The organism is Aeromonas sobria, from assembly GCF_006243315.1.
Lineage (GTDB): Bacteria > Pseudomonadota > Gammaproteobacteria > Enterobacterales > Aeromonadaceae > Aeromonas > Aeromonas sobria_A.
This window is the reverse complement of the sequence record NZ_NKWE01000090.1, coordinates 11,593-36,042: the sequence shown is the minus strand read 5'-3', so window position 1 is coordinate 36,042 and position 24,450 is coordinate 11,593. Positions and strand designations below refer to the sequence as shown.

The window sequence follows — 24,450 nt, the reverse complement described above, 5'->3', positions numbered from 1 at the left end:
AGCTTTCTGCAGCAATCGGCCAATGAGCTGATCCAGGAGATCCGGGGCGCGGCTAATGCCAAATTACGTAACCTGCTCCCGGCCCACCAGCCCGCAGGCTTCGGGCCCGCCCCCAAACGCAGCGCCGATGCCATGCTCTCCCCCCCGCCCGAGCGGATCAAATTCAAAACCACCGAACGGATCATTGCGGTGGGTACCTCGACCGGAGGCACCCAGGCGCTGGAATATCTGCTGACCCGATTGCCCACCAGTTGCCCGGGGCTCGCCATCGTCCAGCACATGCCCGCCAAATTTACCGCCTCCTTTGCCGATCGGCTCAATGGTATCTCCCAGTTGGAAGTGAAAGAGGCAGTGACCGGCGATCGCCTGCTACCCGGGGTCGCGCTGATTGCCCCGGGCGGCAAGCATCTGCTGATCCAGCGCAGTGGCGCCCAGTATCTGGCCGAAGTGAAAGAGGGACCACCGGTCTCCCGCCACTGCCCGTCGGTGGATGTGCTGTTTCGCTCGGTGGCGGTCAGTGCGGGTCACAATGCGCTCGGGGTCATCATGACCGGCATGGGTGACGATGGTGCCCGTGGTTTGCGGGAGCTGCACGACACCGGCGCCCGCACCATTGCCCAGGATGAAGCCAGTTGTGTGGTATTTGGCATGCCCAAAGAGGCGATAGCCCACGGCGGGGTCGATGAAGTGATGTCACTTTCGCAGATAACACAGACGCTCGCGCGTCCGGATTAACAGGGGATTAGCTATGTTATTAGCGCAATGGCAGGGCCGCTGTGCCTTGGTGGTCGATGACTCACGCACCCAGCAATACGAAGTGACCTGCCTGTTGCAGGAGCTGGGCTTTGGCCAGATCCATGTTGCCAACGATGGCCAGGATGCCCTTAACAAACTGCAACAGATCGATCATGTGGATCTGCTACTCACCGACCTCAATATGCCCGGCATGGACGGGGTGGAACTCATCAACCAGCTGGAAAAAAAGACCAACTACCAGATGTTTATCGCAGTCATGAGCGCCGTCGATCGGGATGTACTGGACGTGATCCACTCCATCGCCGATGCCGGCACGCTGGAAGTGATCGGGGTGTTGGCCAAGCCACTGAGGAAAAGTGATTTGTACGGCATGCTCCAGCATTGCGATCCCTTGAAACACCGCAAAAGCAACAACTGGATGCAACTCAGCTTTACCGTGGAGGATGTACAGCAGGCGCTGGATAATGGCCAGTTGGTCCCCTTTCTGCAGCCCAAGATCGCCATGGTGGACTCCAGTCTCTACGGTTTTGAAGCGCTGGTTCGCTGGCGTCACCCGGAACACGGGGTGCTCCCGCCGCTCTGTTTTGTCCATCATCTGGAACATGGGCCGCTGGCGCTGGACTTTTTCTACGCCTTTTTACATGCCACCTGCGAGGCATTGAATAGATTAACTACCCTGCCTGCTCCCATCAGCTGTTCCATTAATATGCCGGTCACCCTGCTGACCACCGATAAATTAGTCGAGAACATGGTCAATATTGTTCAGGCGCATCAACTGCCCTGCAACGCCATTATTATCGAAGTAACCGAAACCACGGTTATGTCAAACCTTGCCATGTCGTTAGGCACGCTGGCACGACTGAGATTACGGGGATTTGGCGTCGCCATGGACGATTATGGGACTGGCTACTCCTCCATGAAGCAGTTATCTCGCTGTCCCTTTACCGAGATCAAGATTGATAAAGAGTTTGTCCACGATGCCCATACCAGCCCCAAGAAGTTGGCTATATTGACCTCAGCGATCGTGATGAGCCAAAAATTGGGACTTAAAACAGTAGCTGAAGGGGTTGAGAGCGAAGAGGACTGGCAACAGCTGGCCCTGCTGGGCTGTGAACTGGCACAAGGCTATTACATCAGCCGCCCTCTGCCGCTGGACCAAATTGAAAACTGGTTTGCCGAATGGCAAGCCAGATCAACCAAACCAGCCAGACCATATTGAATTTGTCCCCTGACCAGGGGGAAATAGTACAAAAGCAGTCGCTTTATCACTGCAAGGAACGCTAACAATTAGCATGAGGCTATCTATGAACAATCTAATCCGTCAGTTTTCCATTAAAGTGCGATTGATAATCTCATTTTTACTGGTAAACCTTATCCTCATTGGAGTGGGGTTGTATGGGAAACAAAATACCGGCGTTCTAAACGACATGTTGAATGAGATGTATATCAACAATCTCACCCCCATCAAGGATCTCGCCAACGCCAATATGCAGGCGATCTACCATAACCGCTCACTATTTGATTATGTTATCGAACCAACCCAGGCCGGGATGGACAACATTGCCCGTGAAATGGATGGCTACGAGCAACAAATGCAGGGGTTGCTCAATAAATATCGCGCCACCGAGTTGACCGATACCGAGAAAACCACGCTGGCGCAAGCGGATCGGGCCTGGCCTATCTACAAGGAGAGTGCCAAAAAGGCCATGGCCGCCAGCTATGCCAATGAAAACGAGGCGGCGATAAAACTGATGAAAGGCGAAGCCGCTGCCAATTTCAAAGTGCTCGACGACCAGCTCAGCAAGCTGGTGGAATTCAATGAACAACTGGGCACCAAAGCCTATAACGACAGTGATGTGATCGTCGCTGACCTCACTGCCACGACCTACACCATTCTCACCATTTCCGTCATCTTCTCCCTGCTGCTGGGTTGGCTGCTGAGTAACAGCATCAACCAGCCGCTGGCCAGCATCATGGAAGAGATCAAACAACTGGCTGCCGGTTATCTCACTGCGAAAGATAACTCGGATGGCAATGATGAACTGACCCAGATGCAGCTCTCGATGATCAACGCTCGCCGCAGTCTGCGCGATATCGTATCGACCATGCAGCATGCCGCCGAAGGGCTCACGGCCAGCTCCTCTCAGCTGGTCGCCGCCGCGCAGCAAGTCAACACCAGCTCCCAGCAACAGTCGCTGGCTACCGCCAATACCGCCGCCTCGGTGGAAGAGTTGACCACCTCGGTCTCCCAGCTCTCCTCCTTCGCCAATCAGGCCAATACCGTGGTCATGGAGTCTGGCGAGATTGCCCACGCCGGTGAAGAACAGGTCAAGCGGGCCTCCCAAGAGGTGGTGCGAGTAACGGCAGCGGTCAATGACTCCGCCAAGCAAGTTCAGGGGCTGTTTGATGACATCACCCGGATCAGCCAGATCTCGGTGATGATCCAGGGGGTGGCCGACCAGACCAACCTGCTGGCGCTGAACGCCGCCATTGAAGCCGCCCGCGCCGGTGACATGGGACGGGGCTTTGCAGTGGTGGCGGATGAGGTTCGCACCCTGGCCGCCCGTACCACGCAAGCAACCCAGGAGATCAACGAGATGCTGCAGTCGATCCAGCAAGGGGCGACTGGCGCGGTGAAAGGGATGAATACCTGCGCCGACAGCATGGATACCGTGCGGGAGACCACGGATCACTCCAGCAACACCATGGCTCAGGTCGATCAGAGTTCACGCAAGGTGGTTGGCCTTATTCAGGAGATCAGCTCCATGCTCCATGAACAGGCGGCAGCCAGCCAGCTGATTGCCCAATCCGTCGAAGAGATCACCCAGATGTCAGTGGAAAACGTGGCAGCGGCCGAGAGCGTCAACCACGATGCATCCCAGCTCACCGACATCATTCAGCAGCTGGATCAGGGGATCCGCTTCTTCAAGGTATAAGCAAGCAGGCAGACCACAAACCAACGAGTTTGTGGTCTGTTCAAGCAGCCTCATCGATTCAGGTTCCGTTTATTCAAATAGCATTGGTTCAAGTAGCAGTTTCAGTACTCTAGTTTCAGTACTCTCCAGTCTGAAAATTGTGAGTGACAGAGGTTGTGGCGGGAATAATATCCCGCCACTTTTTTTTGCTGTATTGATGAAAAGGAAGTAAAGAGGAAGGCACGCTGATCTGTTGGGAAAGCGGCGAGAAATGACCGACAGAGGGAGAATCTACAGAAGATGCAGGGGGCTCTAGCAAACCGAATAAAGCAAATGGCAAACAAAACAGCGTTAAGGCAAGAGCATCGCCCACCATAACGGCAAGCGGGTTAACAGAACACCGACTTAACTGACCTGACGATATTGCTCGGTCACGGTAATACGCGGTTTCATCCGGTTATTCATCACCTTGATCACCCCGAAACGGGGCAAGGTTTTACTGGTGGTCAATACCAGATCGGCGGTGAGGTTCAAACAGACGCTGGCCTGCTCCCCTGCCTCAATAATCATAAACTCCCCGTTACCCTGTGGCGTATTCATCCAGACCAGATCACCGTTTTGCGGGATCACCAGCGGATGCTGTTCACTAAAAAACCAGCTTTGCGGCATCAGGGGTTTATAAAAGCGACTGACAGCGATGGCATTGAGCACCATTTGCACCTGATGGGGAATAGTCCAATCAAGTTCGGCTGCTTTATCCATCAACTGATAATAGAGAGCGGCATCATCGACACAAAAAGGCTGGGTAGCAAAGGAGCTGGGCACCAATTGCCGCCCTTTATACTCGGTGGCAAATAACATGTTATCAGACAGGTCCAACATCAGACGGTCACTCTGGGCATCATAGTGCCATTGCCAGCTATCGGTCGGTTGGATAAACATGTTGGAGCCCTTGCTTGATATTTCGTCTATCGACTTTATTCCATGTCGATAAAATCAGCAACATCAAATAAAGGGCTCCACCCTATTTCTTATATATTGGTCACGATCTCTTTGACCAGACCCGGTCCTTTAAAAATAAAACCGCTATAAATTTGCACCAGACTGGCACCGGCGGCCAATTTTTCACGGGCAGCCATGGCACTATCAATACCGCCCACCCCGATAATTGGCAGTGCACCATTTAGCGCCTTGGCCAGATGACGGATCACCTCGGTGCTCTTGTGTTGCAGCGGACGACCACTCAGGCCGCCAGCTTCACCGGCGTGGGGCATGTCATAAATCATCTCGCGCTCGAGGGTGGTATTGGTGGCGATCACACCATCAATGCCATTACGTACCAGCGAAGCGGCAACCTGATCTATTTCTTCAAGGCTCAAATCCGGGGCGATTTTAACCGCCAGCGGCACATACTTTTTATATTGGGCGGCCAGCTCTTGCTGACGCACCTTGAGGGCCGCCAGCAATTCATCCAGCGCCTCGCCATATTGCAGCGAACGCAAACCCGGGGTGTTGGGGGAAGAGATATTGACGGCAATATAACCGGCGTGATCATAAACCTTGTCCATGCAGATCAGGTAATCATCCTTGCCCTGCTCGATGGGGGTATCTTTGTTCTTGCCGATATTAATGCCGATCACCCCCTGATATTTGGCCTCTTTTACCTTGGCCACCAGATGATCCACCCCCTTGTTGTTGAATCCCATCCGGTTGATGATCCCCTCTGCTGGAATAACCCGGAACAGCCGAGGCTTGTCATTGCCGCTCTGGGGTTTGGGGGTGACAGTACCTACCTCGATAAAGCCAAATCCCATGGCGCCCAGCGCGTCTATGCACTCACCATCTTTATCCAGACCCGCCGCCAACCCCAGCGGATTGGCAAAAGAAAGCCCCATGACAGTGACGGGGCGTTTGGGTAAATTCTGGCGGAAGAAACAATCGAGTGGCGTACCGAGAAGACGGGGCAAATATTTCATGGAGAGATCGTGAGCCTGCTCCGGATTGAGCTTGAACAGGAAATGCCTGGCGATGGGGTACAACATCTTTGCTCCTTAAAGAAAGCCCCGGCAACTGGCCGGGGCTTTGGGTGTAATGCCGGTATCATGCCTTAATCTGGCAATTAAAGTGCCCGGCAATTCAACTGGAGCAGGTTCAACTCTCGCAAGGCCACCGAGAACTTGGCGAACTCGTGGGTACTGGTGGTCTTGAAGTCGGCCAACATATGGGTCCAACGGGACAAGAGTTGCTCATGCTCCGAAATCCAGTCGGCCAGTATGGTAGCGCATTCTCCCTGATCTTTGCACCCTTCCAGTACCACAGAAGTGAGACTGCGTTGCTGCCAGTCCAGATCTTCGCGGAAGGAGGCCCGCGCCATCGCCTGCCAGTGGTTGCCGACCGGCTGATGGTTGATCTGGTCGAGGAACCAGTGCAGATCCAGTTTGGCCCCGAGGCGATAGTAGACATTGGCAGCAAGCAGGATGTCGGTCTGGTGCTCCGCGGCAATCTGCGCCAGATCCAGGCAGGAGAAGAGGCTGCTCATGTGGGCGACCTGACGGGCAATGGCATCAGGCACCTGTTTCTCCATCCATTTGGCAACAGCCTGACGATGCTCGGCCACTTCGCTCTCATCCATCAACTCGTAGAGGTGCGAGCCCAATGTCTCGAACGCCGGGCGGAAGAAGGCGATGTTTTCGCTGATGCTCCAGCTGCGATTGCGGGCGCGCAGGAACCAGCGGGTGGCACGGCGCACGATGCGGCGGCTGTAGAACATCAGCTCAAGCTGGGTCTCTGCCCCAACCAGGTTGTCGCACCCTTCGATATCGCGCCACAGCTGGTTCATGCCAAACACTTCGCGGGCCATGGCGAAGCAGCAGGCCACTTCCGCCACCGAGGCACCGGTCTCGTCCTTCATCCGGCTGGCGAAGTTGAGCCCCATGTCGTTGACCAGCATGTTGGCCACCCGAGTGGCAATGATCTCGGAGCGCAATGGGTGATCGGCCAGTTGGGCACCAAACTGCTGCTGCACCTTGGCCGGGAAGCTGGTGACCAGCATGTTGGCGAGGAAGGGCTCGTCGGTCACTTCCGGGCAGTTGAGCTGCTCTTTCAGTACCATCTTGCCGTAGGCCACCAGCACCGCCAGTTCGGGGCGGGTCAGCCCCTGCCCTGCCGCCATCCGCTCGGAGAGCTCCTCATCAGAGGGCAGGAACTCCAGCGCACGGTCAAGCTTGCCTTCCCGCTCCAGCCCCTGAATAAAGCGCTGTTGCTCTTTGAGCTGCTCGGTGCCACGGAAGCTGGTGACCGAGATGGACTGGGACTGGCGGTAGGCGTTAGTGATAACGATCTGCGCCACGTCGTCAGTCATCTCATAGAGCATCTGGTTACGCTGCTTGAGGGTCAGATCCCCGGCAGCCACCAGCTGGTTGAGCAGGATCTTGATGTTCACCTCGTTGTCGGAGCAGTCCACCCCGCCCACGTTGTCGGTAAAATCGGTGTTGATGCGACCGCCCTGGCTGGCGAACTCCACCCGACCGAGTTGGGTAAAGCCTAAGTTGCCCCCCTCGCCGACAATGCGGGCCCGCAGATCACGGCCATTGACCCGCAGCGCGTCGTTGCTGCGATCCCCGACTTCGGCATCGCTCTCCCGAGCGCTCTTCACATAGGTGCCTATGCCGCCGTTCCACAGCAGATCGACGTTGAGGCAGAGCAGCGCCTTGATCAGCTCGTTCGGCGCCATGCTGGCCTTGTCGCTGCCAAGCAGGGTCTGGATCTCGGGGCTGAGCTTGATGGACTTGGCCGAGCGCAGGAAGATGCCGCCCCCGTGTGATATCAGCTCGCGGTTGTAGTCATCCCAGCTGGAGCCCGGCAGATCGAACAGACGCTGGCGCTCGACAAAACTCTTGGCCGCATTCGGGGTCGGGTCGATGAAGATGTGCATGTGGTTGAACGCCCCCACCAGCTGGGTGTGTTCAGAGAGCAGCATACCGTTGCCGAACACATCCCCCGCCATGTCACCGATGCCGACGCAGGTAAAATCGGTGGTCTGGCAGTTGACGCCGATCTCACGGAAGTGACGCTTGACCGACTCCCAGGCCCCGCGGGCGGTGATCCCCATCTTCTTGTGGTCGTAACCGACCGAGCCGCCGGAAGCGAACGCATCGCCGAGCCAGTGGCCGTATTCGAGGCTGATCTCGTTGGCGATGTCGGAGAAAGTCGCCGTGCCCTTGTCGGCGGCCACCACCAGGTAGTAGTCATCCTCGTCGTGGCGTACCACGGATTTTGGCGGGATCACCTCGCCGCCGATGATGTTGTCAGTCACATCGAGCAGGCCGCGAATAAACAGGCGATAACAGGCCTTGCCCTCCTCCTGAATCACGGCGCGGGTTGCCCCCACCGGCATCTGTTTGCAGTAGAAACCGCCCTTGGCCCCCACCGGCACGATCACGGTGTTTTTGACCTGCTGGGCTTTCACCAGACCCAGCACCTCGGTGCGAAAGTCCTCTTTGCGATCAGACCAGCGCAGACCGCCACGGGCCACTTTACCCCAGCGCAGGTGCACCCCCTCCACTCGCGGCGAGTAGACGAAGATCTCGAATTTTGGCAACGGCAGCGGCATGTCGGTGATGCTGGAGGGGGCCAGCTTGAAGGAGATATAGGGCTTGATGTTGCCCGCTTTGTCGCGCTGGTAGTAGTTGGTGCGCAGAGTGGCGTCGATCATCTCCACATAGCGGCGAATGATCCGATCGTCATCGAGGTTGGCTACCTGATCCAGCTTGGCGGCAAGCTCCTCGTGCAGCTTGGCTTCTGCCTGGGCGTCCTGTTTGCCAGCGGGGTCGAGGCGCTGCTCGAACAGGGTAAACAGCTGCTGGGCGATCTCGGGATAACGGGTCAGGGTCTCTTCGATGTAGGACTGGCTGAAGGAGACGCCAGTCTGGCGCATGTATTTGGCATAGGCGCGCAGCACCGAGACCTGACGACCGGTGAGACCCGCCCCCAGTACCAGCCGGTTGAAGCCGTCATCTTCCAGCTGTTTGTTCCAGATGGCGGCAAACGCCTGCTGGAAGCGCTGCTGGCTCTGGGCCAGATCAAAGGGCTGCTCACCACGCAGCAGCATGGAGAAGTCGAGGATCCAGAACAGATCGCCACTCGGGGTGCGAACCTGATACGGGGTTTCACCGATCACCCGCAGCCCCATGTTCTCCAGCATCGGCAGCACGTCGGAGAGGTGTATGGGCTCGGTGCGGTGGAACAGCTTGAGCCGTACCCGACGGTCGTTTTCCTCTTCCTGCGCACGGTAGAACAGCATGCCCAGCGGCTCGGCTTCGCTCAGGTTATCGAGCGCCATGATGTCAGCCACGGCAGAGCCCGGCAGCACATCTTCCTTGTAGGCGCGGGGGAAGGCGGTGCTAAAACGGCGGCGCAGCTCGTTGCCACGGGCCTCACCATAGTGGGAGAGCAGCACGGAGTCGAGTCGGTCGTCCCAGCTGCGGGCCGCTTCAATCAGGTTGTTCTGTACTTCGTTCACATCCACATCCACGTTGTTGTTGTTGACCCGCACTATGTAGTGGGTCCGCGCCAGCACGCCCTCGGTGAAGTAGACGTTGAACTCCACATCGATGTCGCTGCCAAAATACTTTTGCAAAATTTGCTGGGTCTTGATCCGCAGCGCCGTGTTGTAGCGCTCCTTGGTGACATAGACCATGCAGGAGAAGAAACGACCATAGACATCCCGGCGCACGAACAGCCGCAGCATGTCCCGCTCCTGCATCTCCAGCACCCCAAGACCGGTGGCCAGCAGCTCCTCCTCGCGAGCCTGGATCAACTCGTCACGGGGATAGGTTTCCAGCACGTTGAGCAGCGCCTTGTAGGCGTGGGAGCCCTTCTCGTGACCGGAGGCGGCCATGATGCGCTCCAGCCGATGGCTGATCAGCGGGATCTGGGTCGCGCTGGTGTTGTAGATGGAAGAGGCGTAGAGGCCGATGAAGCGATCTTCCCCCACCACCTTGCCATGCTCATCGAAGCGCTTGATGCCGATGTAATCCACATAGGCCGGACGGTGCACCCGGGATTTGCTGTTGGATTTGGTGAGGATCAGCAGATCGGAGCTCAGGGCGGCGTGACGGGCGCTAGCCGGCATATTGCCAAGGCGCTGGCCCACCTCCTTGATGGAGTTCTTCATCAGACCCAGGCTGGAGCTGGCCTGCGGCAGGATCTCGTGATCCCCCTCCACCGCCTTGACGTCATAGCGGCGATAGCCCATCAGGGTGAAGTTGTGGGCAGCCACCCATTTCAAGAAGGCGACGCAGGAGGCCACCTCCTCCTTGCTGACCGGGCTCTTGCGCTTGGGCAGCTCGTCGATGATCTCATTGAGCTTGGCCAGCATTGGCTGCCAGTCGCCGACCGCCAGCGCCACTTCACCGGCCACCGAGTTGAGCTCGGCTGCCAGCGCGGCCATCTGCTCCTCGCTGGTGAGGTGGTCAATCTCGATAAGGAATGCGGTTTCGACCGAGGTCTGCCCGTCGGTGTTGCCGAGCTCGAGAATGGCGCCAATCTTGCCATCCTCGCTACGGATCAGGTGCAGCGGTTGGTGCAGCATCATGTGGGCAGTGATATTGAGCCGCTTGAGCGCCATCCGGATGGAGTCCACCAGGAAGGGGGAGTCCTGCAGGATCACCTCGACGATGGTATGGGGCGATTGCCAGCCGTGACGGGTCAGCTCGGGATTGTAGACCCGGATATAGGGGTCGGTGCCGGTACGCTGATTGAGGGCATTCCACAGGCTCAGGGCCGCGCCGTAGAGATCGCTATCATTGCGATCGTGCAGATCGGAGCTCGCCATGTTGCCGTAAAACTTGGCAACGAAGCGCTCGACCAGAGAGGCACTGTTTTTGGGCAACTTCTGATGGATCAGGCTGAGAACGTTTTCGAGCAAAACTGAGGTAGGGGCGTCTTTCAATGCCATTTTTATATTCCTTATCGGACGACATTAACCACCGACGCAGAGGCAACCACCCTGGTTACCCGCTGGTGCAGAGTTGTTGCGAAGTGTAATGGCTTGGATAAGGGAAGGCGAGAAGAGGTGCTAACGAGATGTTAAAAACAAGGTGCAGATCACGGCTTAAACTGTGAGAAATTTTGCAAATAACCAAAAATACAGAAATTCCCACTACCTTTGTGCCAGTTTACCGGATAGATAGTGACGCAAAGCAGATAAACAGTCGGTAATCTGTTCGATTTTTGTTAATTTATGCGTTCGAGACTGAGAAAGCGGTAATCATCCTGGGTTTTCAGCCGAAAGTAGCCATGCACACCATTGATGGCGACAAAGGGCCGTATTTTTTCTATGCCAAGTTCCAGGGTCAACCCCTGTTCGCTGCGCACCACCAGCCTTTTGGCATGGCCCTGATACATCAGCATCACCTCATCGCTGCTCAATGAGAGCCGAAAAGTAAACTGCTTCACGCTTGCTCCTGATCACCCGGCAAATCACATAATAGGGGCAGACGCGTTCAACGCCCCTGCCCCGTCGGTACTTACTGCTGCAACGCCTTGCTTACCTTCTCGAACAGATCCCGTGCCAGCCCCTCAAGGTTGGCCAGACGGGTCAGCTCGGCGCGGATCAGGGCCTTGCGCGCCTCATCCAGTCGCTTGAACTGGATAAGCGGGGTGATGAGGCGGGATGCCACCTGCGGATTGACCTCGTTGAGCTCGATCAGCAGATCGGTCAGGAAGCGGTAACCGCTGCCATCCACCGCATGGAACTGCACCTGATTGCTCATGGCGAAGCTGCCGATCAGCGCCCGCAGCCGATTCGGGTTGCGAATGCTGAAGGTGGGGTGACTCATCGCCTGTTTCACTTCGCCGAGCACATCGGCGGCGGGCTTGCTGCCAATCAGCCGCAGCCAGTTGTCCAGCACCAATCCATCCTTGGCCCACTTGCCCTCGAAATCCGCCAGCAGTGCAGCGCGACATGGCAGCAGATAGCCGTTGGCCACCTGCAACGCCGCCAGGGTGTCGGTCATGTTGTCGGCAGTTGCATACTGCTCGCGCACCAGCGCGTCGGCATGCTCAGAGTCCAGCGCCGCCAGATAGCCGAGCACCACCCCTTTGAGGGCCCGCTTGGCCATGTCGGCGTGCACCACCTGATAACCGCTCAGACGCAGGCTCTGATAGGTAGCCGCCAGCCGCGAGCCAAAGGCCTCGGCAAGACAGGTGTGGATCCCGTCGCGCACCTGATGAATGGCGTCGATATCGGCCACCTCGAACAGCTCGGCCAGGGTTGCCTCACCGGGCAGCGCCAGCAGCTCCGCCTTGAGGGCCAAGTCCAGCTCGCTGTCGTCCAAAATGGCGACAAAGGCTGCCAGCAGGGTCTGGGAGAGCTCAACCCCCAGCCCGTGCTGCACCCGCGCCACCCCTTCGATGACCGCCTTGTTGATCAGCATCTGGGCGGCATCCCAACGGGCAAACTCGTTGCGGGCAAAGCGCATCAGGAAGGCGAGCGCTTCATCGCTGTAGTCATAGTGCAGCTTGACCGGCGCGGAGAAGTCCCGCAGCAGGGAGGGAACCGGCTTGACCGGCACCTGATCGAACTCGAAGGTCTGCTCCGCTTCCAGCACATCGAGCACATTGCCGATGGCCTTGCCCTGATATTGCAGCGCAATGACGGCGCCTTGTTGGTCATAGAGCTCAATGTCGAAGGGGATGTGCAGCGGCAGCTTCTGCGGCTGATCCTGGGTCGGCGGGGTGTGCTGGCTCACGTGGAGGCGATAGATACCACTGGCGGCATCGTACTGGTCAGTGACGGTCAGTTCTGGCGTGCCGGACTGGCTGTACCAGCGGCGGAAACGGCCGAGATCCACACCGGAAGCATCCTCCATCGCCTGCACGAAATCATCGCAGGTGGCGGCCGAGCCATCGTGACGCTCGAAGTAGAGACGCATACCGGCCTGGAAGGCATCTTCCCCCAGCAGGGTGTGCATCATGCGGATCACTTCCGACCCCTTCTCGTAGACGGTCAGGGTGTAGAAGTTGTTCATCTCGATCACCACATCCGGGCGGATCGGGTGCGCCATGGGGCCGGCATCTTCAGCAAACTGCGGGCCACGCACGGTACGCACATTGTTGATGCGGTTGACGCCACGGGAGCCCAGATCGGAGGAGAACTCCTGATCCCGGAAGACCGTCAGCCCCTCTTTCAGGCTGAGCTGGAACCAGTCGCGGCAAGTGACGCGGTTACCGGTCCAGTTATGGAAATATTCGTGACCGATCACCCGTTCGATACCGTGGTAGTCACTGTCGGTGGCAGTGGCCGGATTGGCCAGTACGAACTTGGAGTTAAAGATGTTGAGCCCCTTGTTCTCCATGGCGCCCATGTTGAAGAAGTCCACCGCCACGATCATGTAGATGTCGAGGTCATACTCGAGGCCGAAACGCTGCTCGTCCCAACGCATGGAGTTGATGAGGCTCTCCATGGCGAAACCGGCGCGATCGAGGTTACCCTTGTCGACGAAGATCTCGAGGGCCACCTTGCGGCCGCTTTTGGTGGTGTAGTGGCTGCGCTCCACATCGAAATCACCGGCCACCAGCGCAAACAGGTAGCTCGGTTTGGGGAAAGGATCCTGCCACTGCACGAAGTGGCGGCCGCCATCGAGCTCACCGCTGTCGACCTTGTTGCCGTTGGAGAGCAGGAAAGGGAATTGAGCTTTGTCGGCGGTAATGCGGGTACTGTAGCGCGCCAGAATGTCGGGGCGGTCAAGATAATAGGTGATGCGACGAAAACCCTCGGCTTCACACTGGGTGCAGTAAGCATCGCCAGACTTGTAAAGCCCTTCCAGCGCGGTGTTGGCAGCCGGATCCAGCAAGGTGACTATGGTCAGCACACATTCGGCAGGCAGGTTGAACAGGGTCAGGCTGCTCTCGCCTTGCTCGTAGTGGTCACAGGGAATGCCATCAATGGCAACGCTTTTCAGGGTCAGCTGCTCACCATCGAGTACCAGCGGTGCATTGTGCTCGCCATTGCGGCGAATGCGGGTGATGGCGGTGACCTGGGTCAGCGGCTCCTGCAGTTGGAAATCGAGGTCAAGGGTGTCGATCCAGTAGAGCGGCGCCTGATAATCCTGGCGATATTTGGCCGTCATGGCCTGGGAGTGATCGGTCATTATTGTCTGCTTCCACGCTTGTTAAAGGCGAGAAAGAGGCTGTCACAACCAACTGGCGGGGTCAAACAATTTGCATACCGTCAGATATGCCAGACAAAAAGAAAGGGCGACCCGCGTCGCCCTTGTTCATTATGCTAGCTTGCTCAGCTGCGCTTGCTGGACTTGACCAGATCTGCCGTGATGTTGGCCGCTTCGATGAGATACTCATCGGGCGCTTCAAAATCAGCGGGCAGTTCATCCAGACTCTTCACCGCTGGCTTGCCAAGACGAGCCAGACGCTCGTTGGTGCGCTTGAGTGCTTTCTCATCCTGTTTCGCCTGCTCTGCAACACGCTCCGCCTCGTTGAGGGAGACAGACTTCTTGTCTTTCTCCTCCTTGTAGTCGGCGATGTCCTGCATCACATAAGCAAACTCGGGATCCTTGGCGATCCGGGCCTCATGAGCCGACTGCAGTTTGGGCAGCTGACTGGTGAAGTTACCGAGCGTCTGGTAGTTGGCGGAGGCAATCTTGTCCCACGGCAACGCATTGAACTCGCGGCTTTCACCCGTCTTTTCCGGAGCAACCGGCGTCGGGAAGCTGATATCCGGCGCAACGCCCTTGTTTTGGGTGCTGCCACCGTTGATCCGGTAGAACTTGGCGATGGTGTACTGCACATGACCCAGCGGCTGCTCGTAGAAGTCATAGACCTTGGCGAGGCTGCGATGCTGTTGCACCGTGCCCTTGCCGAACGAGTTTTCACCCAGGATCAGGGCGCGGCCATAATCTTGCATGGCAGCAGCAAAGATCTCGGACGCCGAGGCGCTGTAGCGGTCGATCATCACCGACATGGGGCCACCGTAATAGATGTTGCCATCATCATCGCCATTGACCGTGATACGGCCCATGTGATCACGAATTTGCACCACGGGGCCGCTGGCGAAGAACAGCCCGCTCAAGGCAGAGGCTTCGGTCAGGGCACCACCGCCATTACCGCGCAGATCGATGATCAGACCATCGATCTTCTGCTTGTTCAGGCTGGAGAGCTCCTTGATCACGTCGTCGTGGAGATTGACGTAGAAACTGGGGATCTCGATGACACCGATCTTCTTGCCTTCGGCAGTGACTACCTTTGACTTGGCGGCACGATCTTCAAGGCGCACCTTGTCGCGGATCAGCTCGACCTGCTCGGTTTTGAGTGCAGCACCTTTGCCACGCTGGATCTCCAGCTTCACCTTGCTCCCTTTTGGCCCTTTGATGAGCTCGACCACGTCATCAAGACGCCAGCCAATCACATCGACAATCTTGCCATCTTCCTGACCAACACCGGTGATCTTGTCATCGGCCTTGAGATGGGTTGATTTGGCAGCCGGACCACCGGGCACCAGAGAACGGATGACGGTAAAGTCATCTTCGGCCTGCAATACGGCGCCAATACCTTCCAACGAGAGGTTCATCTCGGTGTTGAAACGATCGGCATTACGGGGAGAGAGATAACTGGTATGCGGTTCGATGGCGCGAGCGAAGGAGTTCATGAAGAGCTGGAACACATCCTCGCTCTCGGTCTGGGACATCCGCTTGATGGCGTTGTTGTAACGCTTGCCAAGCAGCTCCTTGATCTCGGGCCACTCCTTGCCACTGAGCTTGAGGCTCAGGGCATCGAACTTGACCCGTTGGCGCCACAACTCATTGAGTGCGCCTTCATCCTTGGGCCAAGCCGCCCCTTCCCGATCAAACTGATAGTTGTCGGTCTGGGTAAAATCAAAAGGAGTATCAAGCAGTTTGAGGGCGTATTCGAACCGCTCATAACGCCGTTGCTGACTCAGGTTGAACATCTCGTAGGCAGGTGCCAGACGGCCTCTTTCGAGGTCGGTGTCAAAACCATTACGGTATTTGTCAAAACGGCTGATGTCAGAGGCCAAAAACAGATTGCGGCTGTAGTCCAGATTCTCCAGATATTTGTCAAAAACAACGGAGGAAAAGGCATCATCCAGCTTGAACTGTTTGTAGTGCGAGCGGGTAAACAGATTGGCAATTCGCTTGCTGGCCGTAGCATGTTGGCTCTCTTGAGCCAACACAGGCAAATCACTCTCCTTGAGCACCGGCTCGATGGCCTGTGCAAGCCCGGCAAGCGCCAGGCTACAGGCAACGAGGGAAAAACGAATTACGCCATGCTTCAACATTTGTCTCCTTAGAGAACCAAGTGCTCTGATTTGACCCGCACCATCATGCCAGTCTGCAGTTGGACCTGCACATCATCCTTGGTCACTTCCTTGATAGTTGCCGGAACCGGGAACCTGCCCATGACGACTCGTACATCCTGCCCAACTTTCAGCGTAGCGGCGTCCACTTTAACCAGCGGCGCTTCTGCTACCGGCGCTTTGGCTTCAACCTTCGGCTTGGCAGCTACGTCAGCTTTTTCAGCTTTACGCGCAGCAGGACGGCGGGGCTTTTTGGCCTTTTCGTCCTTCTCTTTCTCTTTGGTGTTGGTGCGACGGCTGGCAAACACGCGCTCTTTGCTTTCTTTGAGCGCTTGCTTGGCATGCTCGATGTGCTCTTCGGTCAGCACTTCGCCCGGGTTACCGTCCAGGTCTACACGAGCCTGGCCAGCTTTGAGGCCGTGCAGATAGCGCCAGCTGGAGGTGTATTGACGCAGTGCAGAACGCAGCATGGTCTTGGAGACTCTGGCATCGTCAGCAAGACGCTCGGCCAAATCCTGGAAGATGCCAATCTTGAGCGGCTTGGCCTCTCCTTCAGCAACGAAGCAGGCCGGGAATTTCTCGACCAGGTAGGCAACGATCTCTTTACTGTTCTTCAGCTTCTCAGTGTTTTCCATGTATAACCTTGGCTTTCATATAAACGCACGGGCATAACCCGAGCACAACAAAGGCCCCATTATAGAGAGCTTGGGGCCTTTTGCGAACCATCTAGCAATGACTTAAAGCATGCTTTCCAAAATTTGTACTGTTTCTTCGAGTCCAATCCGGTCTTGCTGGTCGAAACGGTTAAAAATCGGACTGTCGATATCAAGCACCCCGATGATCTCGCCATGGCGGCGCACCGGAATCACAATTTCAGCATTACTGGCCCCGTCGCAGGCAATATGTCCATCAAACTGATGCACATCGTCCACCAGCTGGGTCTTACCCTCTGCGACGGCCGTACCACATACACCACGACCGACCGGAATGCGCACGCAGGCCGGTTTGCCCTGAAATGGTCCCAACACCAGGGTGTCCCCTTGCAACAGATAAAAACCGACCCAGTTGATGTCGGTCAATTCCTGTCCAAGTAGCGCTGACAGGTTGGCCAGATTGGCAATCAGATCGGTTTCTCCTTCCAGCAGCGCCTTGGCTTGCCGGTTGAAGGTGCGGTAAAACTGTGTTTTTTCAATCATGATTAAATCGATTTCACTCCCTGTGGCTTGCAGGCAAGGTAACGCCTGACAGGAAAATTTCAAATATTTTTTCACGGTAACCATCCGCCACGGCGGCGTTATTCCCGCGCCACTGACAACACTAATTGCTGACGTTGCCCATTGCTCCATTCAATATTGAGTAGCCACACCATCATGGGAGAGGTGCAACTCCCCACCAGGGTGGTGCCCTGCCATCCCCCGGCTATTTGTTCAAAATTCACCGGAATGGTCCCCATAAACATATCTCTGCCTTCGAGCCAGGCTTTTACCGGCTTGATGGCCGGATCACCACCAGTCAGGCGCACGACAAAGTCCTGCTCTGCACGTACCGGTAACTCACTAATCGCCGCGGTCAACGACTTGCCGCCAATCAATTCGCTGCAACTGCTGTGGGAAAGATCACAAATCTGATCTTTTATCTGATCAACCGTTGCACTGTTATCAACCGAAAACCAGGTGCGATAGGCCACAAGCGCCAACAGTAGCGCCAGCACCAGTGAGAGGTGGAATACTTTACGTGCACTCAATTTCTCTTTCATTCAAACAGCCCTGATAAGGTGTAATAAAAATAGTGTTTTTGTGATCTGTGACAAGGTAAATAGCCCTAAAAACGGGGCTGGGCGAAGCCAAATATATCACTGTTTATACTGTTATTTTACCTGTCAGTTCAGTATCATTCCCATGAAGTTTTCATTTAACTATCTTTTGCTTTTCCTTTCGTTAACAGGTGTTAACAAGCGTGGGCGGTAGTTCAATGAAGCCAGTCCGGTTGTCCGGATACAAAACCAAACAACAGCAGCATCGGAAGCGGAATATAACGATGAGCCATACAACAAACCACCCTGAGTACAACTACACCGTTGTTCGCCAGTTTACCGTCATGACGATTGTCTGGGGAATTGTCGGCATGTCGGTTGGCGTACTGATCGCAGCCCAGTTGATCTGGCCTGCCCTCAACTTCGAGACTCCCTGGCTGACTTACAGTCGCTTGCGGCCCCTCCACACCAACGCAGTAATTTTTGCTTTCGGCGTCAGCGCACTGATGGCGACCTCCTTTTATGTGGTGCAACGCACCTGTCAAACCAGGCTGTTCGGTGGCCGTCTCGCCTCCTTCGTATTCTGGGGCTGGCAGGCGATCATAATTTCTGCCGCCATTACCCTGCCGCTAGGCATGACTGGTGGCAAGGAGTATGCCGAGCTGGAGTGGCCGATTGATATCGCCATTACCCTGGTCTGGGTTGCCTATGCCATTGTGTTCTTCGGTACCCTGATGACACGTACCACCTCCCACATCTATGTGGCGAACTGGTTCTTTGGCGCCTTTATCATCACTGTGGCCGTGCTGCATATCGTCAACAGCATGTCTGTGCCCCTCAGCATGACCAAGTCCTACTCCATGTACTCCGGCGCAATGGATGCCATGGTGCAGTGGTGGTATGGCCATAACGCGGTGGGCTTTCTGCTGACTGCCGGCTTCCTTGGCATGATGTACTACTTCGTGCCCAAGCAGGCGGGCCGTCCGGTTTACTCCTATCGCCTCTCCATCGTGCACTTCTGGGCGCTGATCTCCCTCTATATCTGGGCCGGTCCCCATCACCTGCACTACACTGCGCTGCCTGACTGGGCTCAGTCTCTGGGCATGGTGATGTCCCTGATCCTGTTCGTGCCCTCCTGGGGTGGCATGATCAACGGCATCATGACCCTCTCCGGTGCCTGGCACAAACTGCGTTATGACCCCATCCTGCGCTTCCTGATCGTGTCACTGTCGTTCTACGGCATGTCGACCTTCGAAGGCCCGATGATGGCGATCAAAACCGTCAACGCCCTCTCCCACTACACCGACTGGACCGTGGGTCACGTGCACTCCGGTGCGCTGGGTTGGGTTGCCATGGTCTCTATCGGTGCGGTTTACCATTTGATCCCGAACCTGTTTGAGCAGGGGCGTATGTATAGCGTTCGCCTGATCAACGTGCACTTCTGGCTGGCGACCGTGGGCACCGTGCTCTACATCGTTGCCATGTGGATTTCCGGTGTGATGCAGGGGCTGATGTGGCGTGCGGTCAACGAGGATGGCACCTTGACCTACAGCTTCGTTGAGGCCCTTGAGGCATCCTACCCCTTCTACTTTGTGCGCTTCCTGGGTGGCTGCTTCTTCGTCACCGGCATGTTGCTGATGGCCTACAACGCTTATCGCACTATCACCGCCCCCAAAGGTTCCCTGGAACCTGTGGCCCAGCCAGCCTGAATGCAGAGGTCCAAGCATGAGCAACAATAACCGTCACGAGATCTTTGAAAAGAACGTCCCATTGCTGGTGGTCGGCATCATTTTCGCCATCAGTCTGGGCGGCCTGGTTGAAATTACCCCGCTGTTCTTCCAAAAGCAGACCACAGAACCGGTAGAGGGCCTCAAGCCCTATACCGCCCTGCAGATGGAAGGACGCGATGTCTTCATTCGCGAAGGCTGCACCAACTGCCACAGCCAGATGATCCGTCCGTTCCGCGCTGAAACCGAACGTTACGGTCACTACTCTGTGGCCGGTGAAAGCGTCTGGGAGCACCCCTTCCTGTGGGGCTCCAAGCGTACTGGTCCGGACCTGGCCCGGGTAGGCGGACGTTACTCTGATGACTGGCATCGCGCTCACTTGATTAATCCGCGCGATGTGGTGCCAGAGTCCAATATGCCCGGTTATCCCTGGCTTGATACCACAGTGCTGACCGGCGAGTTGACGGGCAAGAAACTGGCGCTGTTTCGCGATCACTTCGGCGTGCCTTATAGCGATGCCGACATCCAGGGTGCTACTGATGCCGTCAAGGGCAAGACCGAGCTGGATGCACTGGTGGCTTATCTGCAATCACTGGGTCATGCCCTGAAATAAGGAGGCGATGATGGACTACGGTACATTTCGCGGTCTCTATACCCTGCTGTTGATGGCCATCATGATTGGCATCATCGTCTGGGCCTATAGCAAACGCCGCAAGACCTCTTTCGACGAGGCTGCCAATCTGGTTTTTGCCGATGATGAGCAACCCGGTGCTGATAACAAGAACGCAGGAGCGAAGCAATAATGAGCACTCTGTTTAGCATTTTTGTAACCGTCATAACCCTGGGAACCATTCTGGGTTGTGTGATCCTGTTGGTATGGTGCCTCAAGGACAAAATGGGTGTCGAAGAAGGCAAGTCCATGGGACACAGCTTCGACGGAATTGAAGAACTGAATAACCCACTGCCCAAATGGTGGACCTATATGTTCCTCTTTTTCATCGTCACCGGTCTGATTTATCTGGTCGCCTTCCCGGGACTGGGCAACTGGAAAGGCGTGCTGGGCTGGCAGAGCTCCAACCAGGATGTACGTTCGCTGGCAGAGTCCAAAGCGGCAAATGAATCAGCCAAGAGTGAAGGTCGTGCGGTGGAGTATGACCGCGAAGTGGCCAAGGCTGACGAGCTCTATGGTGCCAAGTTCCGTGAACTCACCTATCAGGCCGATGGCAAGACCTACAAGGAGATCACCGAGATCGCCAAGGATCCGGAAGCCCTCAAAGTGGGTCAGCGTCTGTTCCTGCAGAACTGTTCCCAGTGTCACGGCTCCGATGCCCGTGGTGGTCGCGGTTTCCCGAACCTGACCGACAGCGAATGGCAATGGGGCGGCCAACCCGATCAAATCAAGACCACCATCATGGGCGGTCGTCAGGGGATCATGGCTGCCTGGGGTGACATCCTTGGCAAAGATGGCGTGCAGGAAGTGGCTTCCTATGTGCTGAGTCTCTCAGGGCGTAAAGTCGATCTGGTCGAAGCCAAAAAGGGTGAAGCACGGTTTGCCATCTGCGCTGCCTGCCACGGGGCTGATGCCAAAGGCGGCACTGCTTTCGGCGCACCCGACCTGACCAACAACATCTGGCTCTACGGTGGCTCCCGCGAAGTGGTGGTGCAGACCATTACCCACGGTCGTCACGGCGTGATGCCAGCCTGGAAGGACATTCTGGGTGAGGACAAGGTTCATCTGCTGGCCTCCTACGTTTACAGTCTGTCTCATCAGCAGTCTGCCAAATAAGGTTCGCCCATAAAGATGTAACATGTGATAAACACGTGATTACACAGCAAAAAGCCTCGACTACTCGAGGCTTTTTGTTATCTTGTGTTGCGTAAACACCATCTTCCACGTTAATCATTCGTTTCACGGTAGTAGCAATCATGACCCACCCCATCATCAAGCCATGGTATCGCCAATTCTGGCCCTGGTTTATCATCGCCCTGCCAAGCACAGCGGTGATCGCAGGCATCGCCACCGCCATTATTGCCAGTAAAGATGGCGTCAATCTGGTGGCCGAGGACTATTACAAACAAGGGAAAGAGATCAATCAGGACTTGAGCAAATTTGATCGCTCCGAAGCACTCAATATCCGCTTCGCGTTGCGGGTCGATGGCAATGAGCTGACCTTGAAACCCCTTAGCGGCGAGATACCCGCAGGGCAGGCGATCTATCTGTCACTGTTCCATCCGACCCTGGCCGGACAGGATAGCGAACACCTGATCACCGCCGATGCCAGTGGCACCTATCGCTTCCATTTCGACAAACCGCTGGTCGGAAAATGGCATATCCGGGTCGATGCCTTCGATCACGATTGGCGCTTGCAAGAGACTGTCCAACTGCCCACCCTGGCCCCTGTCGAACTCGACCCCAAAGGACGTTAAGCCATGACCGGCTGTTTTATCTGTGGCGAGCCGGTTCACGCCAGCCCGGCATATCGCCAGATCAAGCACGTTGAGGGACATACACCATGACCTCTTGCTTCCATTGCAGTGAGCCAGTACCCGCCAATAGTCACTATGCACTGGAGATAAAGGGGATAGTCCGTCCCATGTGCTGCCCCGGCTGTCAGGCGGTGGCGGAAACCATCATGGAGTGCGGCCTCGCCAGTTACTACGATCACCGCACCGCCCCCGGCACCAGGGGAGATCTGGTACCCGAGGAGCTGGCCGCCCTCAGCCACTACGATCTGGCCGAAATACAGCAGGAGTTTGTCACCGACAGCGGCTCTGGTAGCCAGACAATGCGCGAAATCCAGCTGACGGTTGAGGGGCTCACCTGCGCCGCCTGTGCCTGGCTTATCGAGCGCCACCTGATGACGTTAAGCGGCCTGCGCTATATCAACGTCAACACCACCACCCATCGCGCTCGCATCAAATGGGATCCGGCTCAGCTCTCTCTAAGCGACATCCTCAAGGGCTTTGCCCAGATTGGCTATCGCGCCTACCCGTTTCAGACCCATCAACAGGAAGCGCTCTACGCCAAAGAGGTGCGCAGCTACATGTTCCGGTTGGCACTGGCAGGCCTCGGCTCAATGCAGGTGATGATGTGCGCTGTGGCCCTCTACATGGATCTCTTCATCAGCGTCGAAGAGGAGTTCATGGTCTACTTCAAGTGGATCAGCCTGTTGCTCTCCACCCCCATCATGATCTACTCGGCCCAGCCCTTTTACATCAACGCCTGGCGCAGCCTGAAACAGGGCCACCTGTCGATGGATGTGTCAGTGTCACTGGCGCTGATCGGTGCCTTTATCGCCTCCATGTGGGCCACTGTGTTCAATACCGGTGAGGTCTATTACGACTCCATCACCATGTTCGTCTTCTTCCTGCTGCTGGGCCGTTTTCTCGAGTTGCGGGCCCGGCGCAAGGCGTCGGAATCGAGCTCCAACCTGGCGAGGCTGGTGCCCATCATGGCGACCCGCATCGATGATGAAGGGGAACATGAAGTGGCTGCCAAGACCTTGCAAGTCGGCGATCGGGTACGGGTGCTGGCCGGTGCGACCTTGCCGGCCGACGGCATCATTGTCGAAGGGCAAGCCAGCCTCAACGAATCCATGCTGACCGGCGAGCAGCTGCCTCTGCTCAAACAGCGCGATGATCAGGTCTATGCTGGCACCATCAATACCGATGCCCCGCTGCAGATCCGGGTCAGCCACCGTATCGAAGAGTCGCGGATCGCCCAGATCATGCGGCTGCAAGATCATGCCCTTGACGACAAACCGGCCATCGCCCAGATGGCGGATAAGCTGTCACGCCACTTTATTCTGGTACTGCTGATCATTGCCGCGGCGGTCTGGACCTTCTGGCACTTTCATCAACCAGAGCAGGCATTCTGGATCGCCCTCGCCGTGCTGGTCGCCACCTGCCCCTGTGCCCTGTCGCTGGCCACCCCGACGGCGCTGACCTCCGCCACCGCCAATCTGACCCGTAATGGTGTTTTGCTGCGCCGGGGCCATGTCCTGGATATTCTGACCAAAGCCAACCGGATCGTGATGGACAAGACCGGCACGTTAACGACCGGCGAAATCAGCCTGACTGGCATCACCACCTTGGCAGAGGTTGACGAGACGCACTGCCTCGCCATCGCCAGAGCGCTGGAAGCGCAATCCGAACACCCGATTGCCCGTGCCTTCCGCCTGCCCGCCGATAGCGTCACTGTGTTGCCCCATACCACAGACATCAGTCCTGTCATCGGTCACGGCATCACAGCGCTGGTGGACGGCGTACGCTACCGCATCGGCAGCGCGCGCTGGCTTGGGCTGGATCCGGCGCAAGAGAGTGGTCGCGGTCTGGCTATCTATCTGGCCGACCAGCAACACCTGCTGGCCCGTTTCAATCTGGAAGATACCCTGCGCCCCGATGCCAAGGCGCTGATCGCGGCATTCAAGGCGGCCGGTTTGCAAACCACCGTGCTCACTGGTGACAGCTCCCTGCAAGCCGACGATATTGCCCGCGAGCTGGGTGTCGACGAGCTGGTCAAAGGGGTGTCACCCGATGGCAAGCTGGCCTACCTCAAGGCCCGTGAAGCCCAGGGGGATATCAGCATCATGGTGGGTGATGGCATCAACGATGCCCCGGTGCTGGCCGGAGCCCACGCCTCGTTCGCCATGGCGGGCGGCACCGATCTGGCAAAAAACAGCGCCGACGCCATCCTGCTGGCCGATGACTTGAGCCGCTTACTGGGCGCCAGAGTGCTGGCTATGCGTACCCGCAAGATCATCATCGAGAACTTCAGCTGGTCCATCGGCTACAACCTGCTGGTGTTGCCGCTGGCGGCCTGTGGCTGGCTGCCCCCCTATCTGGCGGCGGCGGGCATGTCACTCAGTTCACTCATAGTGGTGACCAACTCCATGCGTCTCAACCGATAAGCAAACCGTCAGATAAATAGGTGCAAATGTGGCCTGCCTCCGATGCAGGCCACATTTC

At 56.7% G+C, this 24,450-nt stretch carries 18 protein-coding genes; 9 read left to right on the top strand and 9 right to left on the bottom strand.

What is annotated here, in order from left to right; translation table 11 throughout:
• The 3 genes from CF137_RS21660 to CF137_RS21650 all read left to right on the top strand — a co-directional run.
• A partial coding sequence (locus CF137_RS21660; RefSeq protein WP_139721611.1) for a chemotaxis protein CheB occupies nt 1-735 on the top strand: 735 nt, incomplete at its 5' end.
• Nucleotides 736-748: 13 nt separating this feature from the next.
• On the top strand, nt 749-1,975 hold the full coding sequence (locus tag CF137_RS21655) for an EAL domain-containing response regulator (protein WP_139721609.1): 1,227 nt from the start codon (nt 749-751) through the stop codon (nt 1,973-1,975).
• Between the two features lie 73 nt (nt 1,976-2,048).
• Nucleotides 2,049-3,692, top strand: coding sequence for a methyl-accepting chemotaxis protein (locus CF137_RS21650; protein WP_331463411.1), 1,644 nt, complete (start codon nt 2,049-2,051; stop codon nt 3,690-3,692).
• Nucleotides 3,693-4,076: 384 nt separating this feature from the next.
• Here CF137_RS21650 and CF137_RS21645 read toward each other — a convergent pair whose 3' ends face one another.
• From CF137_RS21645 to CF137_RS21605, 9 genes are all read right to left on the bottom strand, one after another.
• A complete protein-coding gene (locus tag CF137_RS21645; RefSeq protein ID WP_101317123.1) occupies nt 4,077-4,613 on the bottom strand; it encodes a cell division protein ZapC in 537 nt (178 codons plus the stop codon).
• An 89-nt stretch (nt 4,614-4,702) separates the two neighbouring features.
• Complete coding sequence (gene pyrD / locus CF137_RS21640) at nt 4,703-5,713, bottom strand: quinone-dependent dihydroorotate dehydrogenase (RefSeq protein ID WP_042023386.1); 1,011 nt, start codon at nt 5,711-5,713, stop codon at nt 4,703-4,705.
• 77 nt (nt 5,714-5,790) lie between these two features.
• Nucleotides 5,791-10,629, bottom strand: coding sequence for an NAD-glutamate dehydrogenase (locus tag CF137_RS21635; RefSeq protein ID WP_139721605.1), 4,839 nt, complete (start codon nt 10,627-10,629; stop codon nt 5,791-5,793).
• 278 nt (nt 10,630-10,907) lie between these two features.
• Nucleotides 10,908-11,129 (bottom strand): DUF2835 domain-containing protein, encoded by a 222-nt coding sequence (locus CF137_RS21630; protein WP_139721603.1) that lies wholly within the window; start codon nt 11,127-11,129, stop codon nt 10,908-10,910.
• A gap of 71 nt (nt 11,130-11,200) precedes the next feature.
• Nucleotides 11,201-13,825, bottom strand: a complete 2,625-nt coding sequence (gene pepN, locus CF137_RS21625) for an aminopeptidase N (protein ID WP_139721601.1) — start codon at nt 13,823-13,825, stop codon at nt 11,201-11,203.
• A 143-nt stretch (nt 13,826-13,968) separates the two neighbouring features.
• Nucleotides 13,969-15,984 carry a carboxy terminal-processing peptidase gene (gene prc / locus CF137_RS21620; RefSeq protein WP_139721599.1) on the bottom strand — a complete coding sequence of 672 codons (2,016 nt, stop codon included), beginning with the start codon at nt 15,982-15,984 and terminating at the stop codon, nt 13,969-13,971.
• Nucleotides 15,985-15,992: 8 nt separating this feature from the next.
• Complete coding sequence (proQ, locus tag CF137_RS21615; protein WP_068978875.1) at nt 15,993-16,637, bottom strand: RNA chaperone ProQ; 645 nt, start codon at nt 16,635-16,637, stop codon at nt 15,993-15,995.
• A gap of 102 nt (nt 16,638-16,739) precedes the next feature.
• On the bottom strand, nt 16,740-17,198 hold the full coding sequence (locus CF137_RS21610) for a GAF domain-containing protein (protein ID WP_042023375.1): 459 nt from the start codon (nt 17,196-17,198) through the stop codon (nt 16,740-16,742).
• Nucleotides 17,199-17,296: 98 nt separating this feature from the next.
• Complete coding sequence (locus CF137_RS21605) at nt 17,297-17,758, bottom strand: hypothetical protein (protein ID WP_101347341.1); 462 nt, start codon at nt 17,756-17,758, stop codon at nt 17,297-17,299.
• 281 nt (nt 17,759-18,039) lie between these two features.
• On the opposite strand from CF137_RS21605, the gene ccoN reads away from it, so the two are divergent.
• From ccoN to CF137_RS21575, 6 genes are all read left to right on the top strand, one after another.
• Nucleotides 18,040-19,464 carry a cytochrome-c oxidase, cbb3-type subunit I gene (gene ccoN, locus CF137_RS21600; RefSeq protein ID WP_101317134.1) on the top strand — a complete coding sequence of 475 codons (1,425 nt, stop codon included), beginning with the start codon at nt 18,040-18,042 and terminating at the stop codon, nt 19,462-19,464.
• A 16-nt stretch (nt 19,465-19,480) separates the two neighbouring features.
• Entirely contained in the window at nt 19,481-20,095 is a 615-nt protein-coding gene (gene ccoO / locus CF137_RS21595) for a cytochrome-c oxidase, cbb3-type subunit II (RefSeq protein WP_068978879.1), read from the top strand.
• Nucleotides 20,096-20,105: 10 nt separating this feature from the next.
• A complete protein-coding gene (locus CF137_RS21590; protein WP_068978880.1) occupies nt 20,106-20,285 on the top strand; it encodes a CcoQ/FixQ family Cbb3-type cytochrome c oxidase assembly chaperone in 180 nt (59 codons plus the stop codon).
• The gene (gene ccoP / locus CF137_RS21585) at nt 20,285-21,268 is read left to right on the top strand and encodes a cytochrome-c oxidase, cbb3-type subunit III (protein ID WP_101317136.1); all 984 of its coding nucleotides are present in this window, start codon (nt 20,285-20,287) and stop codon (nt 21,266-21,268) included. Before CF137_RS21590 ends, ccoP begins: the two co-directional genes overlap by 1 nt.
• A gap of 152 nt (nt 21,269-21,420) precedes the next feature.
• A complete protein-coding gene (locus CF137_RS21580) occupies nt 21,421-21,909 on the top strand; it encodes a FixH family protein (protein WP_101317242.1) in 489 nt (162 codons plus the stop codon).
• Between the two features lie 86 nt (nt 21,910-21,995).
• Nucleotides 21,996-24,392 (top strand): heavy metal translocating P-type ATPase, encoded by a 2,397-nt coding sequence (locus CF137_RS21575; protein ID WP_101347342.1) that lies wholly within the window; start codon nt 21,996-21,998, stop codon nt 24,390-24,392.
• Nucleotides 24,393-24,450: the final 58 nt, after the last annotated feature.

Coding starts and splice junctions, on each gene's coding strand:
- ccoO (WP_068978879.1), top strand. CDS start 19,481: ATGAGCAACAATAACCGTCACGAGATCTTTGAAAAGAACGTCCCATTG.
- prc (WP_139721599.1), bottom strand. CDS start 15,984: ATGTTGAAGCATGGCGTAATTCGTTTTTCCCTCGTTGCCTGTAGCCTG.
- CF137_RS21575 (WP_101347342.1), top strand. CDS start 21,996: ATGACCTCTTGCTTCCATTGCAGTGAGCCAGTACCCGCCAATAGTCAC.
- CF137_RS21650 (WP_331463411.1), top strand. CDS start 2,049: ATGAGGCTATCTATGAACAATCTAATCCGTCAGTTTTCCATTAAAGTG.
- proQ (WP_068978875.1), bottom strand. CDS start 16,637: ATGGAAAACACTGAGAAGCTGAAGAACAGTAAAGAGATCGTTGCCTAC.
- pepN (WP_139721601.1), bottom strand. CDS start 13,825: ATGACCGATCACTCCCAGGCCATGACGGCCAAATATCGCCAGGATTAT.
- CF137_RS21590 (WP_068978880.1), top strand. CDS start 20,106: ATGGACTACGGTACATTTCGCGGTCTCTATACCCTGCTGTTGATGGCC.
- CF137_RS21605 (WP_101347341.1), bottom strand. CDS start 17,758: ATGAAAGAGAAATTGAGTGCACGTAAAGTATTCCACCTCTCACTGGTG.
- CF137_RS21635 (WP_139721605.1), bottom strand. CDS start 10,629: ATGGCATTGAAAGACGCCCCTACCTCAGTTTTGCTCGAAAACGTTCTC.
- ccoN (WP_101317134.1), top strand. CDS start 18,040: ATGAGCCATACAACAAACCACCCTGAGTACAACTACACCGTTGTTCGC.
- CF137_RS21655 (WP_139721609.1), top strand. CDS start 749: ATGTTATTAGCGCAATGGCAGGGCCGCTGTGCCTTGGTGGTCGATGAC.
- CF137_RS21610 (WP_042023375.1), bottom strand. CDS start 17,198: ATGATTGAAAAAACACAGTTTTACCGCACCTTCAACCGGCAAGCCAAG.
- CF137_RS21645 (WP_101317123.1), bottom strand. CDS start 4,613: ATGTTTATCCAACCGACCGATAGCTGGCAATGGCACTATGATGCCCAG.
- pyrD (WP_042023386.1), bottom strand. CDS start 5,713: ATGTTGTACCCCATCGCCAGGCATTTCCTGTTCAAGCTCAATCCGGAG.
- ccoP (WP_101317136.1), top strand. CDS start 20,285: ATGAGCACTCTGTTTAGCATTTTTGTAACCGTCATAACCCTGGGAACC.